General features: G+C 62.0%; 26 protein-coding genes and 1 pseudogene. 16 read left to right on the plus strand and 11 right to left on the minus strand.

Annotation, left to right across the window (positions count from 1 at the left end):
• Positions 1-43 precede the first annotated feature (43 nt).
• On the minus strand, positions 44-1375 hold the full coding sequence (locus tag TU80_RS04095) for an NCS2 family permease (protein WP_169796379.1): 1332 nt from the start codon (positions 1373-1375) through the stop codon (positions 44-46).
• 197 nt (positions 1376-1572) lie between these two features.
• Positions 1573-2007: a MarR family winged helix-turn-helix transcriptional regulator gene (locus tag TU80_RS04100; protein ID WP_046382563.1), complete on the minus strand. Its 435-nt coding sequence runs from the start codon at positions 2005-2007 to the stop codon at positions 1573-1575.
• Between the two features lie 81 nt (positions 2008-2088).
• On the opposite strand from TU80_RS04100, the gene TU80_RS04105 reads away from it, so the two are divergent.
• Positions 2089-3255 carry an aminotransferase-like domain-containing protein gene (locus tag TU80_RS04105; protein WP_017845832.1) on the plus strand — a complete coding sequence of 389 codons (1167 nt, stop codon included), beginning with the start codon at positions 2089-2091 and terminating at the stop codon, positions 3253-3255.
• Positions 3256-3265: 10 nt separating this feature from the next.
• Positions 3266-3868: a glutathione S-transferase family protein gene (locus TU80_RS04110; RefSeq protein WP_017845833.1), complete on the plus strand. Its 603-nt coding sequence runs from the start codon at positions 3266-3268 to the stop codon at positions 3866-3868.
• Between the two features lie 42 nt (positions 3869-3910).
• Here the strand turns inward: TU80_RS04110 and TU80_RS04115 are convergent, their stop codons facing one another.
• The gene (locus tag TU80_RS04115; RefSeq protein ID WP_057003892.1) at positions 3911-4807 is read right to left on the minus strand and encodes a LysR family transcriptional regulator; all 897 of its coding nucleotides are present in this window, start codon (positions 4805-4807) and stop codon (positions 3911-3913) included.
• 111 nt (positions 4808-4918) lie between these two features.
• Between TU80_RS04115 and TU80_RS04120 the strand changes: the two genes are divergently transcribed.
• The 4 genes and pseudogenes from TU80_RS04120 to TU80_RS33295 form a co-directional block, all read left to right on the plus strand.
• Complete coding sequence (locus tag TU80_RS04120) at positions 4919-6211, plus strand: CitMHS family transporter (RefSeq protein WP_057003893.1); 1293 nt, start codon at positions 4919-4921, stop codon at positions 6209-6211.
• A gap of 1 nt (position 6212) precedes the next feature.
• Positions 6213-7538: an acyclic terpene utilization AtuA family protein gene (locus tag TU80_RS04125; RefSeq protein WP_057003894.1), complete on the plus strand. Its 1326-nt coding sequence runs from the start codon at positions 6213-6215 to the stop codon at positions 7536-7538.
• On the plus strand, positions 7535-7852 hold the full coding sequence (locus TU80_RS04130; protein WP_046382567.1) for an AtuA-related protein: 318 nt from the start codon (positions 7535-7537) through the stop codon (positions 7850-7852). Before TU80_RS04125 ends, TU80_RS04130 begins: the two co-directional genes overlap by 4 nt.
• Positions 7822-7947 (plus strand): annotated as a pseudogene (locus tag TU80_RS33295) (outer membrane lipoprotein carrier protein LolA); the annotation flags it as partial. The gene TU80_RS04130 and the pseudogene TU80_RS33295, both read left to right, overlap by 31 nt.
• A gap of 16 nt (positions 7948-7963) precedes the next feature.
• Here TU80_RS33295 and TU80_RS04135 read toward each other — a convergent pair.
• From TU80_RS04135 to TU80_RS04155, 5 genes are all read right to left on the minus strand, one after another.
• Positions 7964-8335 (minus strand): glutathione S-transferase N-terminal domain-containing protein, encoded by a 372-nt coding sequence (locus tag TU80_RS04135; RefSeq protein WP_057003895.1) that lies wholly within the window; start codon positions 8333-8335, stop codon positions 7964-7966.
• A gap of 100 nt (positions 8336-8435) precedes the next feature.
• Positions 8436-8981, minus strand: a complete 546-nt coding sequence (folE, locus tag TU80_RS04140; RefSeq protein WP_017845839.1) for a GTP cyclohydrolase I FolE — start codon at positions 8979-8981, stop codon at positions 8436-8438.
• Positions 8982-9059: 78 nt separating this feature from the next.
• The gene (locus TU80_RS04145; RefSeq protein ID WP_017845840.1) at positions 9060-9617 is read right to left on the minus strand and encodes a Smr/MutS family protein; all 558 of its coding nucleotides are present in this window, start codon (positions 9615-9617) and stop codon (positions 9060-9062) included.
• 75 nt (positions 9618-9692) lie between these two features.
• Positions 9693-10013 (minus strand): hypothetical protein, encoded by a 321-nt coding sequence (locus tag TU80_RS04150; RefSeq protein ID WP_046382569.1) that lies wholly within the window; start codon positions 10011-10013, stop codon positions 9693-9695.
• Between the two features lie 140 nt (positions 10014-10153).
• On the minus strand, positions 10154-10744 hold the full coding sequence (locus tag TU80_RS04155) for a cysteine hydrolase family protein (RefSeq protein WP_026139885.1): 591 nt from the start codon (positions 10742-10744) through the stop codon (positions 10154-10156).
• A 240-nt stretch (positions 10745-10984) separates the two neighbouring features.
• Here TU80_RS04155 and prmB point away from each other — a divergent pair, with 240 nt between their 5' ends.
• Positions 10985-11893: a 50S ribosomal protein L3 N(5)-glutamine methyltransferase gene (gene prmB, locus TU80_RS04160; protein WP_057003896.1), complete on the plus strand. Its 909-nt coding sequence runs from the start codon at positions 10985-10987 to the stop codon at positions 11891-11893.
• A gap of 105 nt (positions 11894-11998) precedes the next feature.
• Here prmB and TU80_RS04165 read toward each other — a convergent pair whose 3' ends face one another.
• Together TU80_RS04165 and TU80_RS04170 are read right to left on the minus strand one after the other, a co-directional pair.
• Complete coding sequence (locus tag TU80_RS04165) at positions 11999-12805, minus strand: hypothetical protein (protein WP_017845844.1); 807 nt, start codon at positions 12803-12805, stop codon at positions 11999-12001.
• Positions 12806-12904: 99 nt separating this feature from the next.
• Positions 12905-13867 (minus strand): alpha/beta hydrolase, encoded by a 963-nt coding sequence (locus tag TU80_RS04170; protein WP_057003897.1) that lies wholly within the window; start codon positions 13865-13867, stop codon positions 12905-12907.
• 142 nt (positions 13868-14009) lie between these two features.
• On the opposite strand from TU80_RS04170, the gene aroC reads away from it, so the two are divergent.
• The 4 genes from aroC to TU80_RS04190 all read left to right on the plus strand — a co-directional run bounded on the left by aroC (position 14010) and on the right by TU80_RS04190 (position 17321).
• Positions 14010-15101: a chorismate synthase gene (gene aroC, locus TU80_RS04175; protein WP_046382572.1), complete on the plus strand. Its 1092-nt coding sequence runs from the start codon at positions 14010-14012 to the stop codon at positions 15099-15101.
• 52 nt (positions 15102-15153) lie between these two features.
• Positions 15154-16317 carry an MFS transporter gene (locus tag TU80_RS04180; protein ID WP_017845847.1) on the plus strand — a complete coding sequence of 388 codons (1164 nt, stop codon included), beginning with the start codon at positions 15154-15156 and terminating at the stop codon, positions 16315-16317.
• Positions 16314-16844, plus strand: coding sequence for an acireductone dioxygenase (locus TU80_RS04185; protein ID WP_017845848.1), 531 nt, complete (start codon positions 16314-16316; stop codon positions 16842-16844). Before TU80_RS04180 ends, TU80_RS04185 begins: the two co-directional genes overlap by 4 nt.
• 210 nt (positions 16845-17054) lie before the next feature.
• Positions 17055-17321, plus strand: a complete 267-nt coding sequence (locus tag TU80_RS04190) for a response regulator transcription factor (RefSeq protein WP_046382574.1) — start codon at positions 17055-17057, stop codon at positions 17319-17321.
• Between the two features lie 55 nt (positions 17322-17376).
• Here the strand turns inward: TU80_RS04190 and TU80_RS04195 are convergent, their stop codons facing one another.
• Positions 17377-17655 (minus strand): DUF3509 domain-containing protein, encoded by a 279-nt coding sequence (locus TU80_RS04195; protein WP_016970113.1) that lies wholly within the window; start codon positions 17653-17655, stop codon positions 17377-17379.
• A 395-nt stretch (positions 17656-18050) separates the two neighbouring features.
• Between TU80_RS04195 and TU80_RS04200 the strand changes: the two genes are divergently transcribed.
• The 5 genes from TU80_RS04200 to TU80_RS04220 all read left to right on the plus strand — a co-directional run bounded on the left by TU80_RS04200 (position 18051) and on the right by TU80_RS04220 (position 23837).
• The gene (locus tag TU80_RS04200) at positions 18051-19877 is read left to right on the plus strand and encodes a long-chain-acyl-CoA synthetase (protein WP_057003898.1); all 1827 of its coding nucleotides are present in this window, start codon (positions 18051-18053) and stop codon (positions 19875-19877) included.
• Between the two features lie 111 nt (positions 19878-19988).
• The gene (locus TU80_RS04205) at positions 19989-20504 is read left to right on the plus strand and encodes an ankyrin repeat domain-containing protein (RefSeq protein WP_017845853.1); all 516 of its coding nucleotides are present in this window, start codon (positions 19989-19991) and stop codon (positions 20502-20504) included.
• Positions 20505-20545: 41 nt separating this feature from the next.
• The gene (locus TU80_RS04210; protein WP_057003899.1) at positions 20546-21076 is read left to right on the plus strand and encodes a hypothetical protein; all 531 of its coding nucleotides are present in this window, start codon (positions 20546-20548) and stop codon (positions 21074-21076) included.
• Between the two features lie 67 nt (positions 21077-21143).
• Complete coding sequence (locus tag TU80_RS04215) at positions 21144-21335, plus strand: PLDc N-terminal domain-containing protein (protein ID WP_010567448.1); 192 nt, start codon at positions 21144-21146, stop codon at positions 21333-21335.
• 414 nt (positions 21336-21749) lie between these two features.
• On the plus strand, positions 21750-23837 hold the full coding sequence (locus tag TU80_RS04220; protein ID WP_046382577.1) for an LTA synthase family protein: 2088 nt from the start codon (positions 21750-21752) through the stop codon (positions 23835-23837).
• The last annotated feature ends 39 nt before the right edge of the window (positions 23838-23876 follow it).

Raw genomic sequence — 23876 nt, forward strand, 5'->3', positions numbered from 1 at the left:
AGCCTCACCCAAAGGTGAGGCGGTTTCTTCGGGGGTTGCCGACCTAGAGGAAGATGAATTTCGCGATAAAGATCGCGCACAGCACCCACAGGCTGACGGAAATTTCGCGGTACTTGCCGCAGCCGGCCTTGAGCGCCACGTAAGTGATAAAGCCCAGGGCGATCCCGTCGGCGACCGAGAAGGTCAGCGGCATCATGATCGCGGTGACGATCGCCGGAATGCTGTCAGTAGCGTCGTCCCAATTGATATGGGCCATGCTCGCCATCATCAGCATCGCCACATAAATCAGCGCGCCGGCGGTGGCATAAGCAGGAATCATGCCCGCCAGCGGCGCGAAAAACATCGCCGCCACAAACAGCACGCCCACGGTCACGGCGGTCAGCCCGGTACGGCCGCCGGCGGCGACACCGGCGGCACTTTCCACGTAGCTGGTCACCGGCGGCACGCCGACCATGGCGCCGAACACGCTGGAGGCGCTGTCGGCCTTCAACGCACGGGACAGGTTGTGGATCTTGCCGTCGGGGTTGACCAGCCCGGCCCGTTGCGCGACGCCCATCAGGGTGCCGGCGGTGTCGAACATGTGTACAAACAGAAAGGCGAACACCACGCTGATCATGCTCACATTGAATACACCCATCACGTCCATGGCTAACCAGGTCGGTGCCAGGCTCGGCGGGGTGGCGAGGATGCCGTTGTAGTGCACCAGCCCGAGGCCCCAGCCGGCGAGGGTCACGGCGATGATGCTGATGAGGATCGCGCCGAACACCCGGTGGTAGCTGAGGATGGCAATCAGTAGAAAGCAGATGGCCGCCAGCAACGGTGCCGGCTCGTGTAGCGAACCGAGCTTGATCAGGGTGGCCGGGCTGTCGACGATGATGCCGGCGGTTTTCAGGCCGATCACCCCGAGGAACAAGCCGACACCGGCGCCCATCGCATGGCGCAGGCTCACCGGAATGCTGTTGAGCAGCCATTCGCGGATGCGCGACAGCGTCAGCACCATGAACAACACGCCGGAGATAAACACCGCGCCGAGGGCCGTCTCCCAGGTGTAGCCCATGGTCCCGACCACGGTGTAGGTGAAGAACGCGTTCAAGCCCATGCCTGGCGCCAGGCCCACCGGCCAGTTGGCATACAGGCCCATCAGCAGGCACCCCAGCGCGGCAGCGATGCACGTGGCGACAAAGGCGGCGCCGTGATCGATACCGGCATCGGCCATGATGTTCGGGTTGACGAAGATGATGTAGGCCATGGTGATAAACGTCGTGAGGCCGGCGATCAACTCGGTCTTCACTGTGGTGCCATGCACGCGCAGTTTGAACAGGCGTTCGAGCCAGCCGCTGTCGGTGGGGGAGAGGTTCGGCGCGGCGAGGTCCAGCGGGGCTTCGGATTTGCGGCTATCCACAGCAAGTACTCCTCAAGCATTTTATTGTTATGGTCAGCGCGCAGGCGCTGTGAGGTACTGGCGGGTTTTGTTGACTGATAGGTCAGGAACTCGCACGAAGCGAATTATGCTTTTGTATACAAAAAAAGCAAATAATGTTTTCGATTGTCTGCGCAAAAAAGGATGAAAGGCTAATTCACCGCACTCAACGCCTGATTGACCGCCAGCCAGCCGTTCACCGCGGCTTCCCCCGCTTCATTGAAGGCGCGCTGCAACAACTTCACCTGTTCGCGGCGCAAGGACTGCTCGAAACGCAGGCCTTCGGCGCTCAATTCCAGCAGGCGTTTGCGCTTGTCGGTCTCCGACGCGACGCTCTGCACCAGGTGCATTTCCTGTAATTGGCGCAGCGGCATGTTCAGCGCCTGCTTGCTCACGCCGAGCAATTCCAGCAGTTCCTTCACGCTCAGGCCGGGGTAGCGCGCGATAAAAAATACGATGCGCTGATGCACCCGGCTCAGGCCCCGGCGCTCCAGCATTTCGTCGGCCTTGGCGGTGAACGCCTGGTAGCCGAAGAAGAACGCTTCCATGGCGGTTTGCTGGCTGGTCTGGTTTTTAAGGTCAAGCATATTGACGTATCCACACAAGTCGTCGTAATTTCGGTCAACCAGTTTGACGTATTTCCCACAGGCTTTGCTACCGGTGACCCTATGGCCTTCTCAGAACGTGTTACGCGCCTCAAAAGCTCCTTGATCCGTGAAATTCTCGCGGCGGCTCAGCGCCCGGAAATGATGTCGTTCGCCGGTGGGCTGCCGGCCGAAGCGATGTTGCCCGCGTTGAACTGGGACGACATGCCGGTGAACATCGGCCAATACGGCATGAGCGAAGGCGAGCCGCAGCTGCGTGAATTGCTCGCCGCCGAGGCGCGTGCATTGGGTGTGCCGTGCCAGGCCAGCCAGGTGCTGGTGGTCAGCGGTTCCCAGCAGACCCTGGATCTGGCGGCCAAGCTGTATATCGACAAGGGCACGAACATCCTCCTGGAAGGCCCGACCTACCTGGCGGCCTTGCAGATTTTCCAACTGTTCGGCGCCGAGTGCCTCACCGTACAACTGGAAGCCGACGGCCCGGACCTGGCCGCGTTGCGCTCACGTCTCGAACGCTACCGCCCGGCGTTCATCTACCTGATCCCGACGTTCCAGAACCCGTCGGCCGTGCGTTACAGCGAGGCCAAGCGCGAAGCCGTCGCGGCGCTGCTCGATGAATTCGACGTGACCCTGATCGAAGACGAACCGTACCGCGAACTGACCTTCGACGGCGGCAGTGCGCAGCCCATCGCCGGCCGCCTGAAAAAGGCCAGTTGGATCTACACCGGCACCGTGTCGAAAACCTTGTTGCCCGGCCTGCGCGTCGGTTACCTGATCGCCAGCCCCGACCTGTTCCCGCACTTGCTCAAGCTCAAGCAGTCGGCCGACCTGCACACCAACCGCGTCGGCCAGTGGCAGGCGATGCAGTGGCTCGGCAGCGAGAAATATCAACAGCATCTGGTCGAGCTGCGCGGTTTCTATCGCGCGCGCCGGGATGCTTTTCAGGCGGCACTCGAGCGGCATTTCGGCGAATTGGCCGACTGGCAAGTGCCCCAGGGCGGATTATTCTTCTGGTTGACCTTGAAACAGCCGCTCGACACCCGCACCTTGTTGGCACCTGCGCTCGATCAGAACGTCGCGTTCATGCCCGGTGAACCGTTCTTTTCCGAGCCGGACCAGCACCTTGGCTCACTGCGGCTCAATTTCAGCCATATCGACCCGTCCCGTCTGGACGAAGGTCTCAAGCGCCTGGCCGCGGTGGTCCGTCAAGCACAGCACGCGCGAGCGGCATAAGGGGAGCCCCATGTACAAGGTTTATGGCGATTACAAGTCGGGCAACTGCTACAAGGTCAAATTGATGCTCAACCTGTTGGGCATCCCGTATCAATGGGTGGATGTCGACATCCTCAAGGGCGACACCCAGACCGCCGAATTCCTGGCCAAGAACCCCAACGGCAAGATCCCGGTGCTGGAGCTCGAAGACGGCACCTGCCTGTGGGAATCCAATGCGATCCTCAATTTCCTCGCCGATGGCAGCGAGTTTCTGCCGACCGAACCGCGCTTGCGTACCCAAGTGTTGCAGTGGCAGTTCTTCGAGCAGTACAGCCACGAGCCGTACATTGCGGTGGCGCGCTTTATCCAACTGTACTTGGGGATGCCCGAGGATCGCCTCGACGAATACAAAACCACCCACAAGGGCGGTTACAAGGCGTTGAAGGTCATGGAGCGCCAACTGCAAAGCACGCCGTACCTGGTGGGCGAGCAGTATTCGATTGCGGATATTGCGCTGTATGCCTACACCCACGTGGCGCATGAGGGCGGTTTTGACTTGACGCCTTACCCGGCGTTGCAGGCATGGCTGAAGCGTGTGGCCAGCCATCCCAGGCATGTGGCGATGCTCGACTGACTCACTCGGTCAATTGTGGGAGCGGGCAAGCCCCTCCCACATTTAGCTCAGTGGTGTGTCGGATAATTTGTCATGCAGCAAGTCGAAACAGCGCTGCGCCGCCGGGCTCAGCGCCATCGCGCTGCGACTGATCAACCCGATCTCGCGGTTCACGCCGGGATGATCGATGCTGATGCGCTTCAACCCCTCCAGGCTGTCCGCCGCCGACTCCGGCAACACACTGATCCCCAAGCCCTGACGCACCAGCGCCAACACCGTCGACATGTAGTTGGCCTCCATGCCCGCGTTCATCGTCAGGCGTGTCTCGTCAAATAACGCCTCGACGTGTTCGCGCACACTGCTGTCGCGCCCGGTCAGGATGATCGGCTGATCCGCCAGTTGCTTCAGGGTCAGCGCCGGATAGCGGGCGAGGGGATGATCCAGCGGTACGAACGCGCACAGCCGATCATTCAATACCGGCACGAACGCCAGCCCGTGGTTCAGCCGTGCGCGCACGCCGATGCCGAAGTCCACCTCGCCCGAGCGCACCTGGGCATGAATGCGATGGGCCACCAGGTCATGCAGGCGCACTTCGATCCCGCCGAAGCGTTCGCGAAACAGGCGCAGCGCGGGCGGCAAGGCGCCGGCGCACACCGAGGGCAGGGCGGCGATGGTCACCACGCCACGACGTAACGCCGCGAGGTCGCGGGAGCCGGTGACGATGTTGTCCAGGTCCAGCAGCAGCTTTTCCATCGGCCCGCGCGCTTCCTGGCCGGCGGCCGTGATGCTGACATGCCGCGGGCTACGGTCGAGCAGGGCGACGCCGAGCCAGTCCTCGAGTTGCTGAACCTGCACGGTGAGCGCGGACGGCGACAGGTGCAGTTCGTTGGCCGCCTTGGTAAAGCTGCCGGTGCGCGCGACAGCGAGGAAGGCTTGGATGTGTTGGATAGAGTTCTTCATTTTGTTTTTCCGAACACTAGCTGGTGAATATTCCAATTTACAAAGACTAACGCGTTTCCAATACTCCAGGGAAAACAATAACCGGCCACCAAGGCCGCTCTGGAGTAACCCATGCTCGCTACCCTGGGTGTCATTACCATCCTTTGCTTGCTCGCTGCCGTCATGAGCAAACGCCTCTCGCCCCTGGTGGCGCTGATCGCCTTGCCGATCATCGCTGCGCTGCTCGGCGGGTTCGGCCTGCAAACCAGTGCCTTCATCATTACCGGGATCAAGAACGTTGCCCCGGTGGTGGGCATGTTTGTGTTCGCGATTCTGTTTTTCGGGATCATGACCGATGCCGGCATGCTTGACCCGATCATTGATCGCATCCTGCGCACGGTAGGGACGCGTCCTACACGAATTGTCGTTGGCACCGCGACCCTCGCCTTGCTGGTCCACCTGGACGGTTCCGGCGCGGTGACATTTCTGGTGACGGTGCCGGCGATGCTGCCGCTGTATACGCGGCTGGGCATCGACAAACGCATCCTCGCCTGCGTCTGCGCGATGGCTGCCGGGGTCAACTTCCTGCCGTGGACCGGCCCGGTGCTGCGCTCGTCGGCGGCGTTGCATGTGCCAGTGGCGGATCTGTTCCAGCCGCTGATCCCGGTGCAGATCGTCGGCCTGATCTTTGTCTTCGCCTGCGCCTGGTGGCTCGGCCATCGTGAAGAAAAACGCCTTGGCCTGGGCGCCGGTTCGACGGTGGATGCCGTGCCGCAACGGGTGCTCAGCGACGACGACATCAAGCTGCGACGCCCGCGGCTGTTCTGGGTCAACCTGATGCTCACCGTGCTGGTGATGGTGGTGATGATCGCCGGCTGGGTCGACCCGGTGGTGATGTTCATGCTCGGCACCGTGGTCGCGCTGTGCATCAACTACCCGAATGTCGACGCCCAGCGCGCACGCATCGACGCCCATGCCAAGACCGCCCTGACCATGGCCAGTATCCTGCTCGCCGCCGGGGTGTTCACCGGCATCATGCAAGGCACCGGCATGCTCAAGGCGATTGCCGAAGTGGCGGTGGCGCAGATTCCGGCCGGCCACGGCAAGTTGATCCCGGCGGTGGTGGGCTTTATTTCCATGCCGCTGAGCATGTTGTTCGACCCCGATTCCTACTATTTCGGCGTGATGCCGGTGATCGCCGAAGTCGGCAAGGCCCTGGGCGTCGACCCGCTGCAAGTGGCCCAGGCCTCGCTGCTGGGCGTACACACCACCGGTTTCCCGGTCAGCCCGCTGACCCCCGCGACCTTCCTGTTGGTGGGGCTGTGCAAGATCGAGCTGGCCGATCACCAGCGCTTCACTATTCCGTTTCTGTTCGCCGCGTCGGTGTTGATGACCCTGACCGCGTTGCTCCTGGGAGTATTTTGAGATGAAAACCTTGCGCATCGGTTCCGGCGCCGGCTATTCCGGCGACCGCATCGAACCTGCCGTGGAACTGGCCGAACAGGGCGACCTCGATTACCTGGTCTTCGAATGCCTGGCCGAACGCACCATCGCCTTGGCGCAACAGGCACGCATCAGCGATCCGCAGGGCGGGTATGACCCGTTGCTGAGTGAGCGCATGCGCCGGGTGCTGCCCTTTGTCGGTGAGCAGGCGGGTCGCCGGCGCTTGCGCGTGATCACCAATATGGGCGCGGCCAACCCGGTGTCGGCGGCCGTTGAAGTGCGGCGCATTGCCAATGAGCTGGGCCTGAGCCTCAAGGTCGTGGCGGTGGTGGGCGATGATGTGCTCGACGTGTTGCGCCCCGAGCAGGTGTTGGATAACGGCCAGACCCTTGGCTCGCTGGGTGCGCGGCTGATTTCCGCGAACGCCTACCTGGGCGTCGACGGCATTCTGCAGGCGTTGCGCGCCGAGGCCGATGTAGTGATCACCGGGCGCGTGGCCGACCCGTCGCTATTTCTGGCGCCGCAGATGTTTGCGTTCGGCTGGGCGGCTGACGATTGGTTGCGCCTGGGGCGCGGCACGTTGGTCGGGCATTTGCTCGAATGCGCGGGGCAGGTCAGTGGCGGCTATTTCGCCGATCCCGGGTTCAAGGACGTAGACGACCTGGCGCGCCTCGGCTTCCCCCTGGCCGAGATCGATGCCGAGGGCAACGCCGTGATCACCAAAGTGAGCGGGTCCGGCGGGCGCGTCAGCTGCGCTACGTGTACTGAACAATTGATCTACGAAGTACACGACCCGGCGGCCTATCTGACGCCGGACGTGACGGCCGACTTTTCCCAGGTGAGCTTTGTCGAGGAAAGCGTCGACCGGGTACGCGCCCAGGGTGCTGCGGGACGGGTGCGGCCGGACCGGTTGAAAGTCAGCGTGGGTTACCTGGACGGTTGGATCGGCGAGGGGCAGATGTCCTACGGCGGGCCGGGAGCCGTCGCACGCGCCGAACTGGCGCGAGAGGTGGTGCTCAAGCGCCTGGAACTGATGGGGGTGAAGATGCAGGACGTGCGCGCCGAGTTGATCGGCATGGACTCGCTGCACGGCCCGCGCAGCCGCGTCGAGCCGTGGGAAGTGCGCCTGCGCGTCGCTGCGCGCTGTGAGGAACGCAGCGAAGCGGTGCGGGTCGGCAATGAAGTGGAAACCCTCTACACCAACGGCCCGTCCGGCGGCGGCGGTGCCAGTAAGAGCGTGCGCCAGGTGGTGGCGGTGGCCTCGTTGTTGTTGCCGCGTGACGCCGTCAACCCGAGGATCGAAGCATGAAGCTGCATACCCTGGCCCATTCCCGCACCGGGGATAAGGGCGACACCTCGAACATTTCGATCATTGCCTATCGCCCTGAGGATTATCCGCTGCTCTGCGAACAGCTCACTGCCGCGCGCGTGACGGCGTTCTTCGCCGGGCTGTTGGAGCCGGGGGCGGCGCCGGTGCGACGCTATGAATTGCCCAACGTGCAGGCGCTGAACTTCGTGTTGCCGGGGATCTTGCGCGGCGGCGTGACCCGTTCGCTGGCGCTGGACGCCCATGGCAAGTGCCTGGGCTCCGCATTACTGGACATGGAAATCCCCCCTCTGTAGGCGCGAGCCAGCTCGCGAAAATCGTCAACGATAACGAGGGGAACCTGACACCCAGCGGCGTCCTCAGGTTTTTCGCGAGCAAGCTCGCTCCTACAGAGGAGAGGGCGTTTGTCAGACGGCGGCGAAGCGCTTGTCCAGGTAATCGATGATCACCTTGGAGTCATACATCCAGGTGGTCTGGCCATTCTCTTCGATGCACAGGCACGGCACTTTGATCTTGCCGCCTTGCTCCAGCATGGTCTGGCGATCCTGTTCGTTGTTCTTCGCATCCTTCAATGCTACCGGCACATTCAGGCGATGCAGGGTGCGACGGGTCTTCACGCAGAACGGGCAGGCATGGAACTGATACAGGGTCAGTTCCTTGGCGGCCGCGTTGACCTGCGCTTGCTGCTCGGCGGGGCGCTGCTTTTTGCGTGGACGGGTAATGTAGTCGCCCGCGATGATGACGTGGCCGAGGCCCACTCGAAGTGCTTTGACGAACATGACTGAAACCTCTTGCCCAGAACAGAGGGCCGCATCTTACTTGATTTGTGGGGGCGAAAAAAAACCGGCGATGAACGCCGGCTTTTTCCTACCCGACCGGTTATTTGATCAGGCTGAGGAATTCGCTGCGGGTCGCCGCGTTTTCGCGGAACTCACCCAGCATCACCGAGGTGATCATCGACGAATTCTGTTTCTCCACACCGCGCATCATCATGCACATGTGCTTGGCTTCGATTACCACGGCCACGCCCAGGGCGCCGGTCACTTGCATCACGGCATCGGCGATCTGGCGGCTGAGGTTTTCCTGGATCTGCAGGCGGCGCGCATACATGTCGACAATCCGCGCGACCTTCGACAGGCCCAGCACTTTGCCGCTCGGGATATACGCGACGTGGGCCTTGCCGATAAACGGCAGCAGGTGGTGTTCGCACAACGAGTACAACTCGATGTCCTTGACCAGCACCATTTCGCTGTTGTCGGAGCTGAACAAGGCACCGTTGGTGACTTCTTCCAGTGTCTGTTCATAGCCGCGGCAAAGGTACTGCATCGCCTTGGCGGCACGCTTTGGCGTGTCGAGCAGGCCCTCGCGGGTAACGTCCTCGCCGAGTTGGCCGAGGATCGCGGTGTAATTCTGTTCCAGGGACATGAAACTACCTGTGGGATTTTCGCAAAGCGCAAGGGTACGGTGGCCGACCCATCGCTGCAAGCCTGACGATGGCACGGGTTACTCGTCGCGCCCTTCCAGCATGGTGCGCTTGAGCATCACATACACCGCGCCGGCGCCACCGTGGCGGGGCTGGCAGGAGGTAAAGCCGAGTACTTGGGCATGCTGGCGCAGCCAGGTGTTGACGTGGCTCTTGATCATCGGCCGCTTGCCGTCCAGGCGCACGGCCTTGCCGTGGGTGACGCGCACGCAGCGGATTTCGAACCGGGTGGCTTCGGCGAGGAAGGCCCAGAGGGTTTCCCGGGCTTTTTCCACGCTCATGCCGTGCAGGTCGAGGCTGCCTTCGAAGGGGATCTGGCCGGTCTTGAGCTTGCGTATCTGGCTTTCCTGCACGCCGTCGCGGGCCCACATCAGCTCGTCTTCGGGGCCGACGTCAATCACGAACTGGTCCGACAGACCGTCCACGGTGGTGGCGTCAGTGCGTACGGTCGCGGCCTGGCGCAGCTTGGCGATCTGCGCTCGGTCACTCTTGGGTTTGCCGGTGTCGGCGCGGTCGTGCTTGATCGGCTTGACGCCGCGCAGCTCGTTTTTGAACAGGGAAAAATCGTCGTCTTGCATGTCAGCCTCCGCGAGGGGCGGGCAGTTTACCTAAATCGCGGCGGCCGGGGCGCAGGAAACGCTATCCAAGCGCCATCAGTCGTGCTTTTTCATCAGGTGCGAGGCGATGTTCAGCGACAACGGCTGGCGCATCCGCCGCCGGCTGCGGCGCCATAACCACACGCCGAACCACAGCACCAGCAGGCCGCCCACCAACAGCATCGCCGAGCCACCGGGGCTGGCATTCAGTTCGCCCAGCGCCGGGGAATGCCCCGACAAACCCGCGCCACCGGCGACCGCCAGCAGCACACCTATGATCGCCAGCAGCGCGGCAATGCCGGCTACCAGGCGCAGACGCCAGTTGCTCGGGCCCTTGGGGCGCAAGCGACGAGCATCAAAACCATCGGATATCTTCATTCCGACCTTTCCTCCAGGGTATCGGCCCTTCGACCGGAAGATACACAGGTTGTTCCGGCGCCAGAGGTAATTGCAGCAAATGACAGGCATTTGCGGATGAGCGGGGCCTCGAATCGGCCGCACCGCTCATTTCGGGGCAATCAGATCAGGTCTTTGGTCAAGGCGAGGGTGGCGAAGTTGTCGGCCATGATGGCCATTTCGGTTTGTTGCACGTGCTCGGCACTCAGGACACCGCCCTTGTAAGGCAGGTCGCGGGTGGCGCAGGCGTCTTCCACCAGGGTGCAGCGAAAGCCCAGGTTCTTGGCGGCGCGCACGGTGGTGCTGACGCTGGAGTGGCTCATGAAGCCGCAGACGATCAGGTCCAGGGAGCCGAGGTCCTGCAGGTGTTTTTCCAGGCCGGTGCCGTGGAACGCGCTGGGCAGCAGTTTACCGATGATGGTTTCGTTGCCCATTGGCTCCAGGCCGGGAATGAATTCGCCGCGCTCGCCTTGTGGGTCAAACAGGCCGCCGACGGTGCCCAGGTGGCGCACATGCACGATCGGGCGACCGGCGTTGCGCGCCGCAGCGACCAGTTGCTTGATATTGCCCACCGCCGCATCCATGCCCGCGAGGGCGAGTGGACCGCTGAGGTACTCCTTCTGGGCGTCGATGATCACGAGGGTCGCATGGCTGAGATTGGCCGCTGCATAACCTCGACCGCTGATTTGAAACATCGTCTTTGGAACGGACATTCTGGGGGCTCCTGTGAGGGGGGCTTTTGCGCCATTGTCCACTGGCTGAGCGGTTCTGTGAATCGCTTCCATCGTAAGCTACGCCGTTGCTGGCGTGCAGCCGTGTCAAGCGGTGCGGTTGTTTGACGCAATGATGGCAAATTGGATGAAATCCGACATACGGTTGAGGCTTTTCGCACGTCGTCGCTACAGACGAAGGCTGTTAGAATCGCCAGTCGTTTTTTCCAGGAGTCTGCCCCCGTGATCACTTCCCGCCTGCGCACCTTGCGCGACCATATCCGTTGGGCTGTCAGCCGTTTCCATGGGGAAGAGCTGTTTTTCGGGCACGGTACCGACAACGCCTGGGACGACGCCCGGCAATTGGTGCTCGGCGCCTTGCATCTGCCCTGGGAAATTGCCGACAGCTACCTGGATTGCAACCTAGAAGAAGAGGAAGTTTCCCACTTGCAACGGCTGCTGCACCGTCGCATTCATGAGCGGGTGCCGACAGCCTACTTGATTGGCGAAGCCTGGTTCTGTGGCATGTCGTTTATCGTCGACGAGCGCGTGCTGATCCCGCGTTCACCGATCAGCGAACTTATCGAAAGCCGCTTCGAACCCTGGCTGGCCCAGCCGCCGGCACGCATTCTCGACCTGTGTACCGGCTCCGGTTGCATCGGCATCGCCTGTGCCTACGAGTTCCAGGACGCCGAAGTGGTGTTGGGTGACGTGTCGTTCGAAGCGTTGGAAGTGGCCAATCAGAACATCGAGCGCCATGGCGTCGACGAGCGTGTGTATACCGTACAGGGCGACGGTTTTGACGGGCTGCCGGGCCAGCGCTTCGACTTGATCGTGTCGAACCCGCCGTATGTGGACGCCGAAGACTTCGCCGACATGCCGGACGAGTACCAGCACGAACCGGAACTGGGCCTGGCCTGCGGCGACGATGGCTTGAACCTGGTCCGGCGGATGCTCGCCGAAGCGGCGGACCACCTGACCGAGAAGGGCTTGTTGATCGTCGAAGTGGGTAACAGCCAGGTGCATGTCGAGGCGCTGTACCCGGAAGTCGACTTCGCCTGGCTGGAGTTCCAGCGCGGCGGGCACGGTGTGTTCATGCTCACGGCCGAGCAGTGCCGCAACCATCAGGCGGTATTCGCCGCCCGGGTTTAATCGACCGCTCTGACGTGTGTGAGGGGGCTTGCCCCCGATGAGGGCGTGTCAGTCACTGAATGCATTGACTGATGCACCGCTATCGGGAGCAAGCCTGCTCCCACATCACCGATGGGTGGCAATCCAGATCAACAACCCCGCCTGAAACACGGTAAACGCCACCAGACAGGTGATGGTGAAGCGTAGCCCGCTGTCCTCACGCTTGAACTTGGTGACCTTTTCCTCTTCCTTGCGCAGCTTCACTTCCTGCTCCGTCAGGTTCTGCTCGGCCTGTTGCAGCATTTGCGCGGCTTCGAGGATTTCCACGAACTGCACTTTCTCGGTGTTCCAGCTATCGAGCACGTCGCTGACCTTGCCGGGCTGCACGTTGCCCTTCAGATGCTGCACGTCGGCGTAGGCCACATCAAAGCCCTGGATACGCAGGAAGTGATCGCGGCGCAGGCGCGTGGCTTCGTTGAGGGCGTCCTTGTTGGCCAGGTCCACCCCGTCGACGCGGTAGTGCGACCATTTCTTCTTCGCCCACGCGGCGCCCTGGGCCACCAGGAAGCGGCCGATGCCACGGTTGGCCGGTTCGATTTCCAGGCTGTTGCCCGGGCCGAAATGCACACGGTGTTTAGCGTGATCGACCCAGATATCCAGGTGATTCTGCTCGCGGCGCACCCGTTGGCCCGGCAACTGGATGACCATGCGCAACAGGCTGTGATGGTGGTCGTGGCGTTCGACATAGCCAAATTGCACAAACCGCAAGGGGCGTACCCCGGTGGAGCGGTCGGTGGGCAGGGGCGCCAGGCGCAGCATTTTGAAATGTTCGGCCTGTACGTCCGCCCACGGCAGGGGCGCCGCGTCGACGACCTCGGTGTGTTCCGCCGGGGTGTCGGCGGTAGGTTCTGGTGTTGCTTCGGTGTTAGTCATGCGGCGCGATCCTGTCCTAGCCCAGCCAGTCGACAGGCTTTTTGCTGTCGACTTTCGGCTTATCGGCCGTTTTTCCCAGTACTGGAGGCAATTAGTCGGTTAACGGGGCTGAAGTCCGTCGATAAAGCCAACCAGGCGGGTTTCCAGCTCGGCGGCGAGGGGCAATCGCGGGTCGTTGTAGGACGCCAACTGTTGCTTCACCTCCTTGGGCACGATACGCATCACATGGTTCATGCCTTCGATCACCGTCAGCTCGGCATCGGGCTTGGCGTCCTTCAATTGCCGCGCATCGCCCACACCCACCTGGATATCGTTGGTGCCCTGGATGATAAGCGCGGGCATGCGCAGTCTGGCAAAGGCGGCCGACGGGTCGGCGCGAAACAGGCTGATCAGATACGGTTGCACACTGGGTCGGAAAATCCCTTCAAGCGGGCCAGGCACATCGGTATCCACTTGGCCGGCCTTGAGGTGATCGAGGATTTCATTGCTGCGCAACTGCAGGGCCGGGGGCAGGTGACCGGCCAGTTGCTGGCGGATCACCTGGTCGACCGGGCGGGCGCTGCCCGACAGGGAAATCACCCCGGCCGGGTCGAGTTGCGGTGCCGCCAGGGCGGCCACCAGCGCGCCTTCGCTATGGCCCAGTACGATCAGCGGGCCCATGCGCTTGTCGGCCTTGAGCAGCTTGCCCCAGGCCACGGCGTCGGCCACGTAGGCGTCGAGGGTCAGGTCGCGTTCATCGGGCGTGGCGGCCAGGCTGGCCGCCACGCCGCGCTTGTCATAGCGCACGCTGGCGATGTTATGCCGGGCCAGGACCCAGGCCAGGCGCTTGAGGCTGTCGTTGCGCGCGCCGTCGGCACTGTTGCCGTTGCGGTCGGTCGGGCCGGAGCCGGCAATGATCAGCACCACCGGCACCGGTTTGTCGGACTGCGGTAGCAACAGCGAGCCGAACAGCTCGCCGCTGCCGGTGTCGAGGCTGATGGGCCGTTGCAACACCACGGGGGACGCGGCATGCGCTACGGCGGTGAACAGGGTGAGGGTAAACAGCAAAACTCGAAGCATCATTGCGCCATTATTCAGGAGGTGCCGGTTCGACCAACGTCTACCGGTAAGGTTTCGAGGATGAACTAGTCGGTTGGCCCGCGTATACTGGTGCGCTTGGTTATCACCGCTGAGTGATTACAACTGATTTCACGGAGCGCCCTGCATGTCCGGCAATACCTTCGGCAAGCTGTTCACTGTCACCACCGCGGGCGAAAGCCATGGCCCGGCGTTGGTCGCCATTGTCGACGGCTGCCCGCCCGGCCTCGAGCTGTCCCTGGAAGACCTGCAACGTGACCTCGACCGCCGCAAGCCCGGCACCAGCCGCCACACCACCCAGCGCCAGGAACCCGATGAAGTCGAGATCCTCTCCGGAGTGTTCGAAGGCCGCACCACCGGCTGCGCCATCGGCCTGTTGATCCGCAACACCGACCAGAAGTCCAAGGACTACTCGGCGATCAAGGACCTGTTCCGCCCGGCCCACGCCGACTACACCTACCACCACAAATACGGCGAACGCGACTACCGTGGCGGCGGCCGCAGCTCGGCCCGCGAAACCGCGATGCGCGTGGCTGCCGGTGCCATCGCCAAGAAGTACCTGGCGACCCAGGGCATCGTCGTCCGTGGCTACATGAGCCAGCTGGGCCCGATCGAAATCCCGTTCAAGACCTGGGACAGCGTCGACGACAACGCCTTTTTCAGCCCGGACCCGGACAAAGTGCCGGAGCTGGAAGCCTATATGGACCAGTTGCGCCGCGACCAGGATTCGGTCGGGGCGAAAATCACCGTGGTCGCCGAGGGCGTGAAACCGGGTCTCGGCGAGCCGATCTTCGACCGTCTGGACGCTGAGCTGGCCCACGCGCTGATGAGCATCAACGCCGTCAAAGGCGTGGAAATCGGCGCCGGGTTCGCCTGCGTGTCCCAGCGCGGCACCGAGCACCGCGACGAACTGACCCCGCAGGGCTTCCTCAGCAACAATGCAGGCGGCATCCTCGGCGGTATTTCCTCCGGCCAGCCGATCGTTGCGCACCTGGCGCTCAAGGCCACGTCGAGCATCACCACCCCGGGCCGTTCGATCGATGTACACGGCAACCCGGTGGACGTGATTACCAAGGGCCGTCACGACCCGTGCGTCGGCATCCGCGCCACGCCGATCGCCGAAGCGATGATGGCGATCGTGTTGATGGACCACCTGCTGCGCAACCGTGGGCAAAACGCCGATGTGCGCGTGAGTACTCCGGTACTGGGCCAGCTGTGACGGTGTGTGGCGCGCGAGCTTGCTCGCGCCTTGCCGCAAAGCGGTCCCTTGCATGACTCCAGCACTTCCGTACTGGCGACTCTCCAGCTTCTACCTCTTCTACTTCGCCCTGCTGGGGGCCACGGCGCCGTTCCTGGCGCTGTACTTCGATCACCTGGGGTTCTCCAGCGCGCGTATCGGCGAGCTGGTGGCCATCCCCATGCTGATGCGCTGCGTGGCTCCCAATCTGTGGGGCTGGCTGGGCGACTATACCGGCCGGCGCCTGGCCATCGTGCGTGTGGGCGCACTGTGTACGCTGGTGAGTTTTGCGTTGATTTTCGTCAGCAAGACCTATGCCTGGCTGGCCCTGGTCATGGCCCTGCATGCGTTTTTCTGGCATGCGGTGCTGCCGCAGTTTGAAGTGATCACCCTGGCCCATCTGCATAAGCAGACCTCGCGCTATAGCCAGATCCGCCTGTGGGGCTCCATCGGCTTCATCCTCACGGTGGTGATCATGGGCCGCCTGTTCGACTGGCTGAGCCTGGATATCTACCCGGTGGTGGTCGTGGTGATCATGGCCGGGATCATCGGTGCCAGCCTGTGGGTGCCGAATGCGCAGCCGGCGAACCACGGCCCCCGCCTGGCGGGCGAGGGCTTCCTCAAGCAGTTGCGCAGCCCCGGCGTCCTGGCGTTTTACGCCTGCGTGGCGTTGATGCAAATGAGCCATGGCCCGTATTACACCTTTCTCACCCTGCACCTGGAACACTTGGGCTACAGCCGTGGCGTAATCGGCATGCTGTGGGCCCTCGGGGTGGTGGCGGAAGTGTTGATGTTCCTGGGCATGAGCCGCATCCTCACGCGTTTCTCGGTGCGCCGGGTGCTGCTGGCGAGTTTCCTGTTGGCGGCGCTGCGCTGGTTGTTGCTGGGCGCGTTCGCGGAATTTTTCTGGGTGCTGCTGCTGGCGCAGGTGATGCACGCGGCGACCTTCGGCAGTTTTCATGCGGCGGCGATTGCCTTTGTGCAGCGCAGCTTCGGTGCGCGCCAGCAAGGTCAGGGCCAGGCGTTATACGCGGCCTTGGCCGGCACCGGCGGCGCGCTTGGCGCGCTGTACGCCGGTTACAGCTGGAACCTGTTGGGGCCAGCCCTGACCTTCAGTATCGCCAGCGTCGCGGCCCTGGCCGCCGCCCTTATCATCGGTTTTCGATTGCACGAGCAGAACCAAGGAACCGTCCTATGAGTTATGTAGCCGTTTACCACGTCGCCACACCGGACACACCGAACAAAGTCCTGACCCACTTCGACGATATCGCGTCGACCCTGGCCGAGCATGGCGTGCGATTCGAGCGCTGGCAGCCCGCCGTTATTGAAAAAGGCGCGGACGACGCCACCATGATCGCGGCGTATCAGCCACGGATCGACGCCCTCGGCTACGCCTGCGTCGAGGTGCTGCATGCTCCCGGCGACCCTGCGCAGAAGGCGGCATTGCGCGATCAGTTCCTTGCCGAGCGGCGTTACAGCGAAGATGAAGCGCGCTTTTTCATCGCCGGCCAAGGCCTGTTTGCCTTGCACATTGGTGACTATGTGTACGGCGTGCGCTGTGAGAAAAATGACCTGCTGCTGATCCCGGCCGGCATGCCCCATTGGTTTGATATGGGCGAGCACCCACATTTTGTGACGCTGCGCCTGTCCCATGCGGCAGGCGGCGGGGTGCCTGAATTCAGCGGGGACGATATCGCCGCTGGTTTCCCTGGGTTGGATGACTAGGCTTAATCGACTTGAATCTTCAACCCCGACGAGTTGGAAGTTGTTGTGGGAAGAAGCTTATTTATCTGTAAGGCCTGGCTGTTTATCGCCGGCCTTACGCTTTGACGCGCTCCATTATGTAACTCTCTCCGGTCTTAATGTTTGTATCGCCTGTCAATAGGAGGAATCCGAAAGGCGATAAGCATCAGCCAACAATAAGGAGAGAAAGCGATGAGTGATCCAGAGGCGTCAGGTGCGCCGTTGAGCGTGCCCACCGATGTCAGAAAACGCTTGGCCTTGTCCGGCAAGCCCCTGACTCCGACCGAATTGGAGATCTTGCGCTGGGCCTCCGAAGGCAAGACCATCTGGGAAATCAGCCGGATTCGTGAAACGTCCCAAGCCGCAGTGAAATTCCACCTGCGTAACATCTATGGCAAGTTGCAAGTCAACAATCGTGTACAAGCGATGAATGAAGCCGCCCGATTGGGCCTGTCCTGAACCCATGAAAAAGGGCCGCGACGCTGGATGGCGTCGCGGCCCTTTTTTGTGTGTCTTAGGCCGAATGGTAAGTCGGCAGGGCAAAGCGGTTCTGGCTCTGCAGCATGGAAATCTGCGGCAGTTCGCTGGCTTGTTCGGCCAGGTCGCGGCGAATGGCGCTGATCACCCAGGTGAGTTGATCGGCCGTGTGCAGTTGCTGGTAGGAGATCGAGCGCTTGACCTGCTTGCCTTCGCTGTTGCGCAGGGTCAGCAGGATACCGCCGTCCGGGCGTGGCTGAGTGGTGACGTCGTATTGGGAGAATACTGAGGCGAATTTATCTTGGATCAGGCTCATGTCTATCAGCTCCGTTGGCTCAAGTTGGCAAGCATGGAGTGATAGGTGCAGTGATTGTGCCATCTCGCGTTTTTATATAAAGTCTTTAAAAATCAATAACTTGTAAAAAGTCAGGATTTTTGATTTCGTGCAAATTGCATGAATGGCCATCATGCATCCTGCATTTTGCGCTACTCGATCCGGCCGGGCGGGCGCCTCGTCACTGATAGGGACTGCCGATGTGTCGCAAAATTCCCTGTGGGGCGGTTGCGGCTTCGGGATACAAAACATTTCAAATCCCGCGTGTACAGTCGAAGAACGGCTGGCGTATTTTCCCCTGAGCATTTGGCTTCCTGCCTGCAAAAAATGCCGGAGTTTCTGGCCCCGACGAAGAATAAGAAAAAGGACGTTCCTCCATGCGCCATCCGCAAAACGACATGATTACCTGGAGCATGCTGCTGCGTAAGGTGCCCGCCATCGTCCGCGCCTTGCCACGGGTGGTCCGCGGCATGCGTGCCGCGAATGTCACCGACCCCGCGCAGCCCTGTGGCCTGGGCTGGCATTTCGAGCAAGCCACCCTGCGCAACCCTGACGGCGCGGCGTTGTTGTACGGCGACAGCGTGCTCAGTTACCGCGATGCCAACCAGCGTGCGAACCGCATCGCCCACCACCTGCAGAGCCAGGGCATCCGCAAAGGCGATGTGGTGGCGCTGTTTATTGAGAATCGCCCCGAATTGCTGCTCAACGTGCTGGCCGTGGCCAAGCTGGGCGGCATCTGCGCCATGCTCAATACCTCGCAAACCCAGGCGGCGCTGGTACACAGCCTGAATCTGGTCAACCCGGTGGCGATTGTGGTGGGGGCGGAGTTGGTGGAGGCCTACACAGCGGTGCGCGATCAAGTGGTGATCGCGGCCGATCGCACCTGGTTTGTCGCGGATCAACCCGGCAGCGCGGTGCCTGCCGGCTATATCGACCTGATGGCGGCCAGCGCCGAGTGCACGCTGGACAACCCGGCCAGTTCCCGGCAGATCTTTTTCAACGACCCGTGCTTCTATATCTACACCTCCGGCACCACCGGCTTGCCCAAGGCCGGCATCATGAAACATGGCCGCTGGACCAAAACCGCGGTCAGCTTCGCCAGCATCGCCCTCGACATGGGCCCCGCCGACGTCATGTATTGCACCTTGCCGCTGTACCACGCCACCGGCCTTTGCGTGTGCTGGGGCTCGGCGATCGTCGGCGCGTCGGGGTTCGCGATTCGCCGCAAATTCAGCGCCAGCCAGTTCTGGGGCGATGTGCGCAAGTTCAACGCGACCACCCTGGGTTATGTCGGTGAGTTGTGCCGTTACCTGCTCGACCAGCCGGCCAGCGCCCAGGACCGTGACAACCGGGTGATCAAGATGGTCGGCAATGGCCTGCGGCCCGGTGTATGGGCGCAGTTCAAGCAACGCTTTGGCGTCGAGCATATCTGTGAGCTGTATGCCGCGAGTGACGGCAATATCGGCTTCACCAATGTGTTGAATTTCGACAACACCATCGGCTTCTGCCTGCAGCGCTGGGCGCTGGTGGACTACGCCCACGACAGCGGTGAGCCGCTGCGTGGCGCCGATGGTTTCATGCGCAAGGTGCAAACGGGCGGGGAGGGCCTGTTGCTGGCGAGGATCGATGAAAAGGCCCCGTTCGACGGTTACACCGACCCGGAAAAGAACCGCAAGGTGGTGCTGACCGACGTGTTCGAAAAGGGCGACCGCTACTTCAATACCGGCGATCTGCTGCGCAGCATCGGTTTCGGCCATGCGCAATTTGTCGATCGCCTGGGCGACACCTATCGCTGGAAAGGCGAAAACGTTTCCACCACCGAGGTCGAGAACATCCTGTTGCAACACCCGCAGATCGCCGAGGTGGTGGCCTACGGTGTCGAGATCGAAAACACCAATGGCCGCGCCGGCATGGTCGCCATCACCCCCAGCGAATCCCTGGCCGCCCTGGATATGCGCGAGTTGCTGCAGTTCGCTCATGGCCAGTTGCCGCACTATGCGGTGCCGCTGTTCCTGCGGATCAAGATGAAGATGGAGACAACGGGCACGTTCAAATACCAGAAAGTACGGCTCAAGGAAGAAGCGTTCGACCCGGCCAAGGCCGGCAACGACCCGGTCTACGCCTGGCTGCCCGGTTCGGATTGCTATGTGCCGGTCACCGGGCAATTGTTGGCGCAGATCCAGGGCGGACAGTTCCGCTATTGATTCTGCCTATGGTGGCTGTTGACAAAAAAACCATGACAGTGGGGAACTCCCTCGCGACACTGGGCGCCTACTCTTCAGTACCCGAAGCCGCACCAGACAAGGAGCCCCCACATGTCAGACCATGCCAAACAAATGACCGAAGACGAAGCCGCCGAATTTGCCGAGCAGGTCTTCGACGTCGCGCGCAGAGGCGATGCCGCCTTGCTTGCCGCGCTGCTGGCCAAGGGCTTGCCAGCCAACCTGCGTAACCACAATGGCGACACCTTGCTGATGCTGGCCGCCTATCACGGCCACGCCGACGCGGTCAAAGTGCTGCTGGAGTTCAAGGCCGACCCACAGATCGCCAACGACAAGCATCAACTGCCGATCGCCGGCGCGGCGTTCAAGGGCAACTTGCCCGTGGTCAAGGCGCTGATCGAAGGCGGCGCGCCGGTTGATGCGTCGTCGTCCGACGGCCGCACGGCATTGATGATGGCCGCGATGTTCAACCGCGTCGAAATGGTCGACTACCTGCTCAGCCAGGGCGCCAACCCCAAGACTGCCGACGCCCAGGGCGCCACGGCATTGGCCGCGGCACAGACCATGGGCGCGGTGGATACGGCGGCGCAGTTGCAGAAACTGGTGTAGGCTACGCGCCCTCGAAAACCCGCCCGCCACAGGACCCCTTCATGAAAAACGCCCTCGTCGAACTCATCCGTAAAATCAGCGCCGGCGTCATGGGCGACGACGAGGTGGCGCGCATCGCCGAGGAAGCGGCGCAGGCCTACGCCGACCCGGTGGCCTTTCTGGCGGCGAACCCGGACATCAACTACGACGATACTTTCCCGATTCCGCTGGGCGAGTGGGTGGTGGTCGGCAGCCTGCCGGACACGGTGCTGTTCCAGGCCGACACCTATGGCGACTTGTTTGCGCAGATCGTTGCCTCGTTCGGCCCCGGCGTGGTGTTCAACCTCAAGCCCAAGCAACTGGCCAAGACCGAAGCCCTCACCGCGCTCAATCGCATCCAGATCCAGATGAGTGCGCTCAGCCTGCAAGACGGTGGTTATGTGTTGCTGAACTTCAGCCAGCCGCTGGATGACGAGATCCAGGCCGTGCTGGTGTTCGGCAACGACCTGCCGCGCGTGCTGGAACTGTGCGCCGAAGTCGGCATCCACGGCGAACCGTCCCTGGAAGCCCTGCGGGTCGCGGTCCACGTCTGAAATAAAACGGAACCCCAGCCAGGGCTGGCTATCCTACAAGGGCATGCCCTCACTTAGGAGCGACACCATGGGTTCCACTTTCAACGGTCTGGTCGGGCTGATCATCCTCGCGCTGGATATCTGGGCGATCATCAATGTGTTCAAAAGCGGCGCGAGCACCGGTGCCAAGGTGTTGTGGATTCTGTTGATCCTGCTGCTGCCGGTCCTGGGCCTGATCATCTGGGCGATTGCCGGGCCGCGGGGCAACGTGCGGTTCTGAGCTCCAGCTTCACTCAAGCTGAAGCGGGCACGGAAAATGTGGGAGGGGGCTTGCCCCCGATAGCGGTGTATCAGTCGTTACAACAGTGACTGAACCACTGCTATCGGGGGCAAGCCCCCTCCCACAATAGGTTCAGCAAATGCCTTGATATTGTGTGTCGAAATATTCGCTGTACGAAATTTTCACATCTCATCCAAGACAATTCGCCGGCTTTATCTCCCTGCAACGGCTCTATCTCAAGCACCGCCAGTTGCAGGATTGCGGCACGCGTTCAGTAATTAATGGCGTTGCCGGCAGTGATCGGGCACCATTTGCGCCATCGCGTTTACCGCCTACCCCAGCCAGCCTGGGCGAGGGCCGGACGCCACTGCACTCTTTTTCGCAACTTAAACCTCCAATGGGTCCTGAAACGACATGGCAAACCCGGACGCCCTGAATCAGCAGCGAGCTTCTAATCGCCTGCTGCAACCGACCGTCAAATCCCATCTGGCATACACGCTGCTTTGTGCACTGGTCATGATGGTGATGTTCTCCCTGCTGCGCCTGGCGCTGCTGGCCTACAACCGCGAGATGATCCTCGACACACCGGCCTCGACCTTCCTTGAAGCGTTCGCCAACGGCCTGCGCCTGGACATTCGCCTGGTGGTGTACCTGACGATCCCCTTGCTGCTGTCACTGTTCAGCGTGCGGGCCATGGCCGCGCGGGGGTTCTTCCGTTTCTGGCTGACCCTTGCCTCCAGCATCGCGCTGTTCCTGGGCCTGATGGAGATGGACTTCTACCGTGAATTCCACCAGCGCCTCAACGGCCTGGTCTTCCAGTACGTGAAGGAAGACCCGAAAACCGTGATGAGCATGCTCTGGTACGGTTTCCCGGTGGTGCGCTATCTGCTGGCCTGGGCCGTCGGCACGCTGATTCTGAGCGTGGCCTTCAAGGGCGCCGACCGGGCGACGCGTCCACGCGGCCCGTTCAGCGGCGGCAGCATCGGCACCCGCCAGGTGGCGCCGTGGTATTCGCGCATCGCGGTGTTTGTGGTGTGCCTGCTGGTCGCCGTGGTCGCCGCTCGCGGCACCCTGCGCCAGGGCCCGCCGCTGCGTTGGGGTGACGTCTACACCACCGACTCGAACTTCGCCAACCAATTGGGCCTCAATGGCACGTTGTCGTTGATCGCCGCGGCCAAGTCGCGCTTCTCCGAAGAACGCACCAACATCTGGAAGGCCACCCTCGAACAACCACTGGCCACCCAGACCGTGCGCGACATGCTGGTGTTGCCGCAAGAGAAGCTGGTAGATACCGACACCGCCGCCGTGCGCCGTGATTTCACGCCACCGGCCGAGAAAACCCTGCCGATCAAGAACGTCGTGGTGATCCTGATGGAGAGCTTCGCCGGTCACTCGGTGGGCGCTCTGGGGCGTCCGGGCAATATCACGCCGTACTTCGACAAACTGTCCAAGGAAGGCCTGCTGTTCGACCGCTTCTTCTCCAACGGCACCCACACCCACCAGGGTATGTTTGCCACCATGGCGTGCTTCCCGAACTTGCCGGGTTTCGAATACCTGATGCAGACCCCGGAAGGCAGCCACAAGCTGTCGGGCCTGCCGCAGTTGCTCAGTGCGCGCAAGTTTGACGACGTGTATGTCTACAACGGCGACTTCGCCTGGGACAACCAGTCGGGTTTCTTCAGCAACCAGGGCATGACCAACTTCATCGGCCGCAACGACTTTGTCGACCCGGTGTTCTCCGACCCGACCTGGGGCGTGTCCGACCAGGACATGTTCAACCGTGGCCTGGAAGAACTGAAAGCGCGTGAAGGCGGCAAGCCGTTCTACGCCCTGCTGCAAACCCTGTCCAACCACACGCCGTATGCCTTGCCGACCCCGTTGCCGGTGGAGAAAGTCACCGACCGTGGCAGCCTCAACGAGCATTTGACGGCGATGCGCTACTCCGACTGGGCCCTCGGCCAGTTCTTTGAAAAGGCCCGCAAGGAGCCGTACTTCAAGGAAACCCTGTTTGTGATCGTGGGCGACCACGGTTTCGGCAACGAGCAGCAGATCACCGAGATGGACCTGGGCCGCTTCAACGTGCCGATGCTGATGATTGCTCCGGGCATGCAAGAGAAGTTCGGCGTGCGTGACCACACCGTGGGCACCCAGATCGACATCGTGCCGACCATCATGGGCCGTCTGGGTGGCGATACTCTGCACCAGTGCTGGGGGCGTGACCTGCTCAACCTGCCGGAAGGCGACAAGGGTTTCGGCGTGATCAAGCCTTCGGGCAGCGATCAGACCGTGGCGCTGGTCACCGGCGACCGCGTGCTGGTATTGCCTAAGGAAATGCCACCGAAGCTGTGGGAATACGAACTGGGCGCCGAGCCGACCGGTAAAGTGATCGCGGAATCGCCGGACGAGGCAGGGCTGAAACAGAAGCTCGAATCGTTCCTGCAGACCGCGACCAAAAGTTTGCTGGATAACACCGCCGGTGTTGTCGATGGCAAGCCGGACTGATTGACCGGCAATAAAAAAGAGGCCTTCATGAAGGCCTCT

This window comes from Pseudomonas veronii, from assembly GCF_001439695.1.
GTDB lineage: Bacteria > Pseudomonadota > Gammaproteobacteria > Pseudomonadales > Pseudomonadaceae > Aquipseudomonas > Aquipseudomonas veronii.

What these genes read in the sequence shown, in the direction of transcription:
- TU80_RS04180 (WP_017845847.1), top strand. Translation starts at nt 15,154, where the DNA reads ATGACTCCAGCACTTCCGTACTGGCGACTCTCCAGCTTCTACCTCTTC.
- TU80_RS04125 (WP_057003894.1), top strand. Translation starts at nt 6,213, where the DNA reads ATGAAAACCTTGCGCATCGGTTCCGGCGCCGGCTATTCCGGCGACCGC.
- TU80_RS04185 (WP_017845848.1), top strand. Translation starts at nt 16,314, where the DNA reads ATGAGTTATGTAGCCGTTTACCACGTCGCCACACCGGACACACCGAAC.
- TU80_RS04170 (WP_057003897.1), bottom strand. Translation starts at nt 13,867, where the DNA reads ATGATGCTTCGAGTTTTGCTGTTTACCCTCACCCTGTTCACCGCCGTA.
- TU80_RS04155 (WP_026139885.1), bottom strand. Translation starts at nt 10,744, where the DNA reads ATGTCCGTTCCAAAGACGATGTTTCAAATCAGCGGTCGAGGTTATGCA.
- TU80_RS04210 (WP_057003899.1), top strand. Translation starts at nt 20,546, where the DNA reads ATGAAAAACGCCCTCGTCGAACTCATCCGTAAAATCAGCGCCGGCGTC.
- TU80_RS04135 (WP_057003895.1), bottom strand. Translation starts at nt 8,335, where the DNA reads ATGTTCGTCAAAGCACTTCGAGTGGGCCTCGGCCACGTCATCATCGCG.
- TU80_RS04165 (WP_017845844.1), bottom strand. Translation starts at nt 12,805, where the DNA reads ATGACTAACACCGAAGCAACACCAGAACCTACCGCCGACACCCCGGCG.
- aroC (WP_046382572.1), top strand. Translation starts at nt 14,010, where the DNA reads ATGTCCGGCAATACCTTCGGCAAGCTGTTCACTGTCACCACCGCGGGC.
- TU80_RS04100 (WP_046382563.1), bottom strand. Translation starts at nt 2,007, where the DNA reads ATGCTTGACCTTAAAAACCAGACCAGCCAGCAAACCGCCATGGAAGCG.
- TU80_RS04195 (WP_016970113.1), bottom strand. Translation starts at nt 17,655, where the DNA reads ATGAGCCTGATCCAAGATAAATTCGCCTCAGTATTCTCCCAATACGAC.
- TU80_RS04115 (WP_057003892.1), bottom strand. Translation starts at nt 4,807, where the DNA reads ATGAAGAACTCTATCCAACACATCCAAGCCTTCCTCGCTGTCGCGCGC.
- TU80_RS04110 (WP_017845833.1), top strand. Translation starts at nt 3,266, where the DNA reads ATGTACAAGGTTTATGGCGATTACAAGTCGGGCAACTGCTACAAGGTC.
- TU80_RS04145 (WP_017845840.1), bottom strand. Translation starts at nt 9,617, where the DNA reads ATGCAAGACGACGATTTTTCCCTGTTCAAAAACGAGCTGCGCGGCGTC.
- TU80_RS04220 (WP_046382577.1), top strand. Translation starts at nt 21,750, where the DNA reads ATGGCAAACCCGGACGCCCTGAATCAGCAGCGAGCTTCTAATCGCCTG.
- TU80_RS04120 (WP_057003893.1), top strand. Translation starts at nt 4,919, where the DNA reads ATGCTCGCTACCCTGGGTGTCATTACCATCCTTTGCTTGCTCGCTGCC.
- TU80_RS04200 (WP_057003898.1), top strand. Translation starts at nt 18,051, where the DNA reads ATGCGCCATCCGCAAAACGACATGATTACCTGGAGCATGCTGCTGCGT.
- folE (WP_017845839.1), bottom strand. Translation starts at nt 8,981, where the DNA reads ATGTCCCTGGAACAGAATTACACCGCGATCCTCGGCCAACTCGGCGAG.
- TU80_RS04150 (WP_046382569.1), bottom strand. Translation starts at nt 10,013, where the DNA reads ATGAAGATATCCGATGGTTTTGATGCTCGTCGCTTGCGCCCCAAGGGC.
- TU80_RS04105 (WP_017845832.1), top strand. Translation starts at nt 2,089, where the DNA reads ATGGCCTTCTCAGAACGTGTTACGCGCCTCAAAAGCTCCTTGATCCGT.
- TU80_RS04130 (WP_046382567.1), top strand. Translation starts at nt 7,535, where the DNA reads ATGAAGCTGCATACCCTGGCCCATTCCCGCACCGGGGATAAGGGCGAC.
- TU80_RS04205 (WP_017845853.1), top strand. Translation starts at nt 19,989, where the DNA reads ATGTCAGACCATGCCAAACAAATGACCGAAGACGAAGCCGCCGAATTT.
- TU80_RS04215 (WP_010567448.1), top strand. Translation starts at nt 21,144, where the DNA reads ATGGGTTCCACTTTCAACGGTCTGGTCGGGCTGATCATCCTCGCGCTG.
- TU80_RS04190 (WP_046382574.1), top strand. Translation starts at nt 17,055, where the DNA reads ATGAGTGATCCAGAGGCGTCAGGTGCGCCGTTGAGCGTGCCCACCGAT.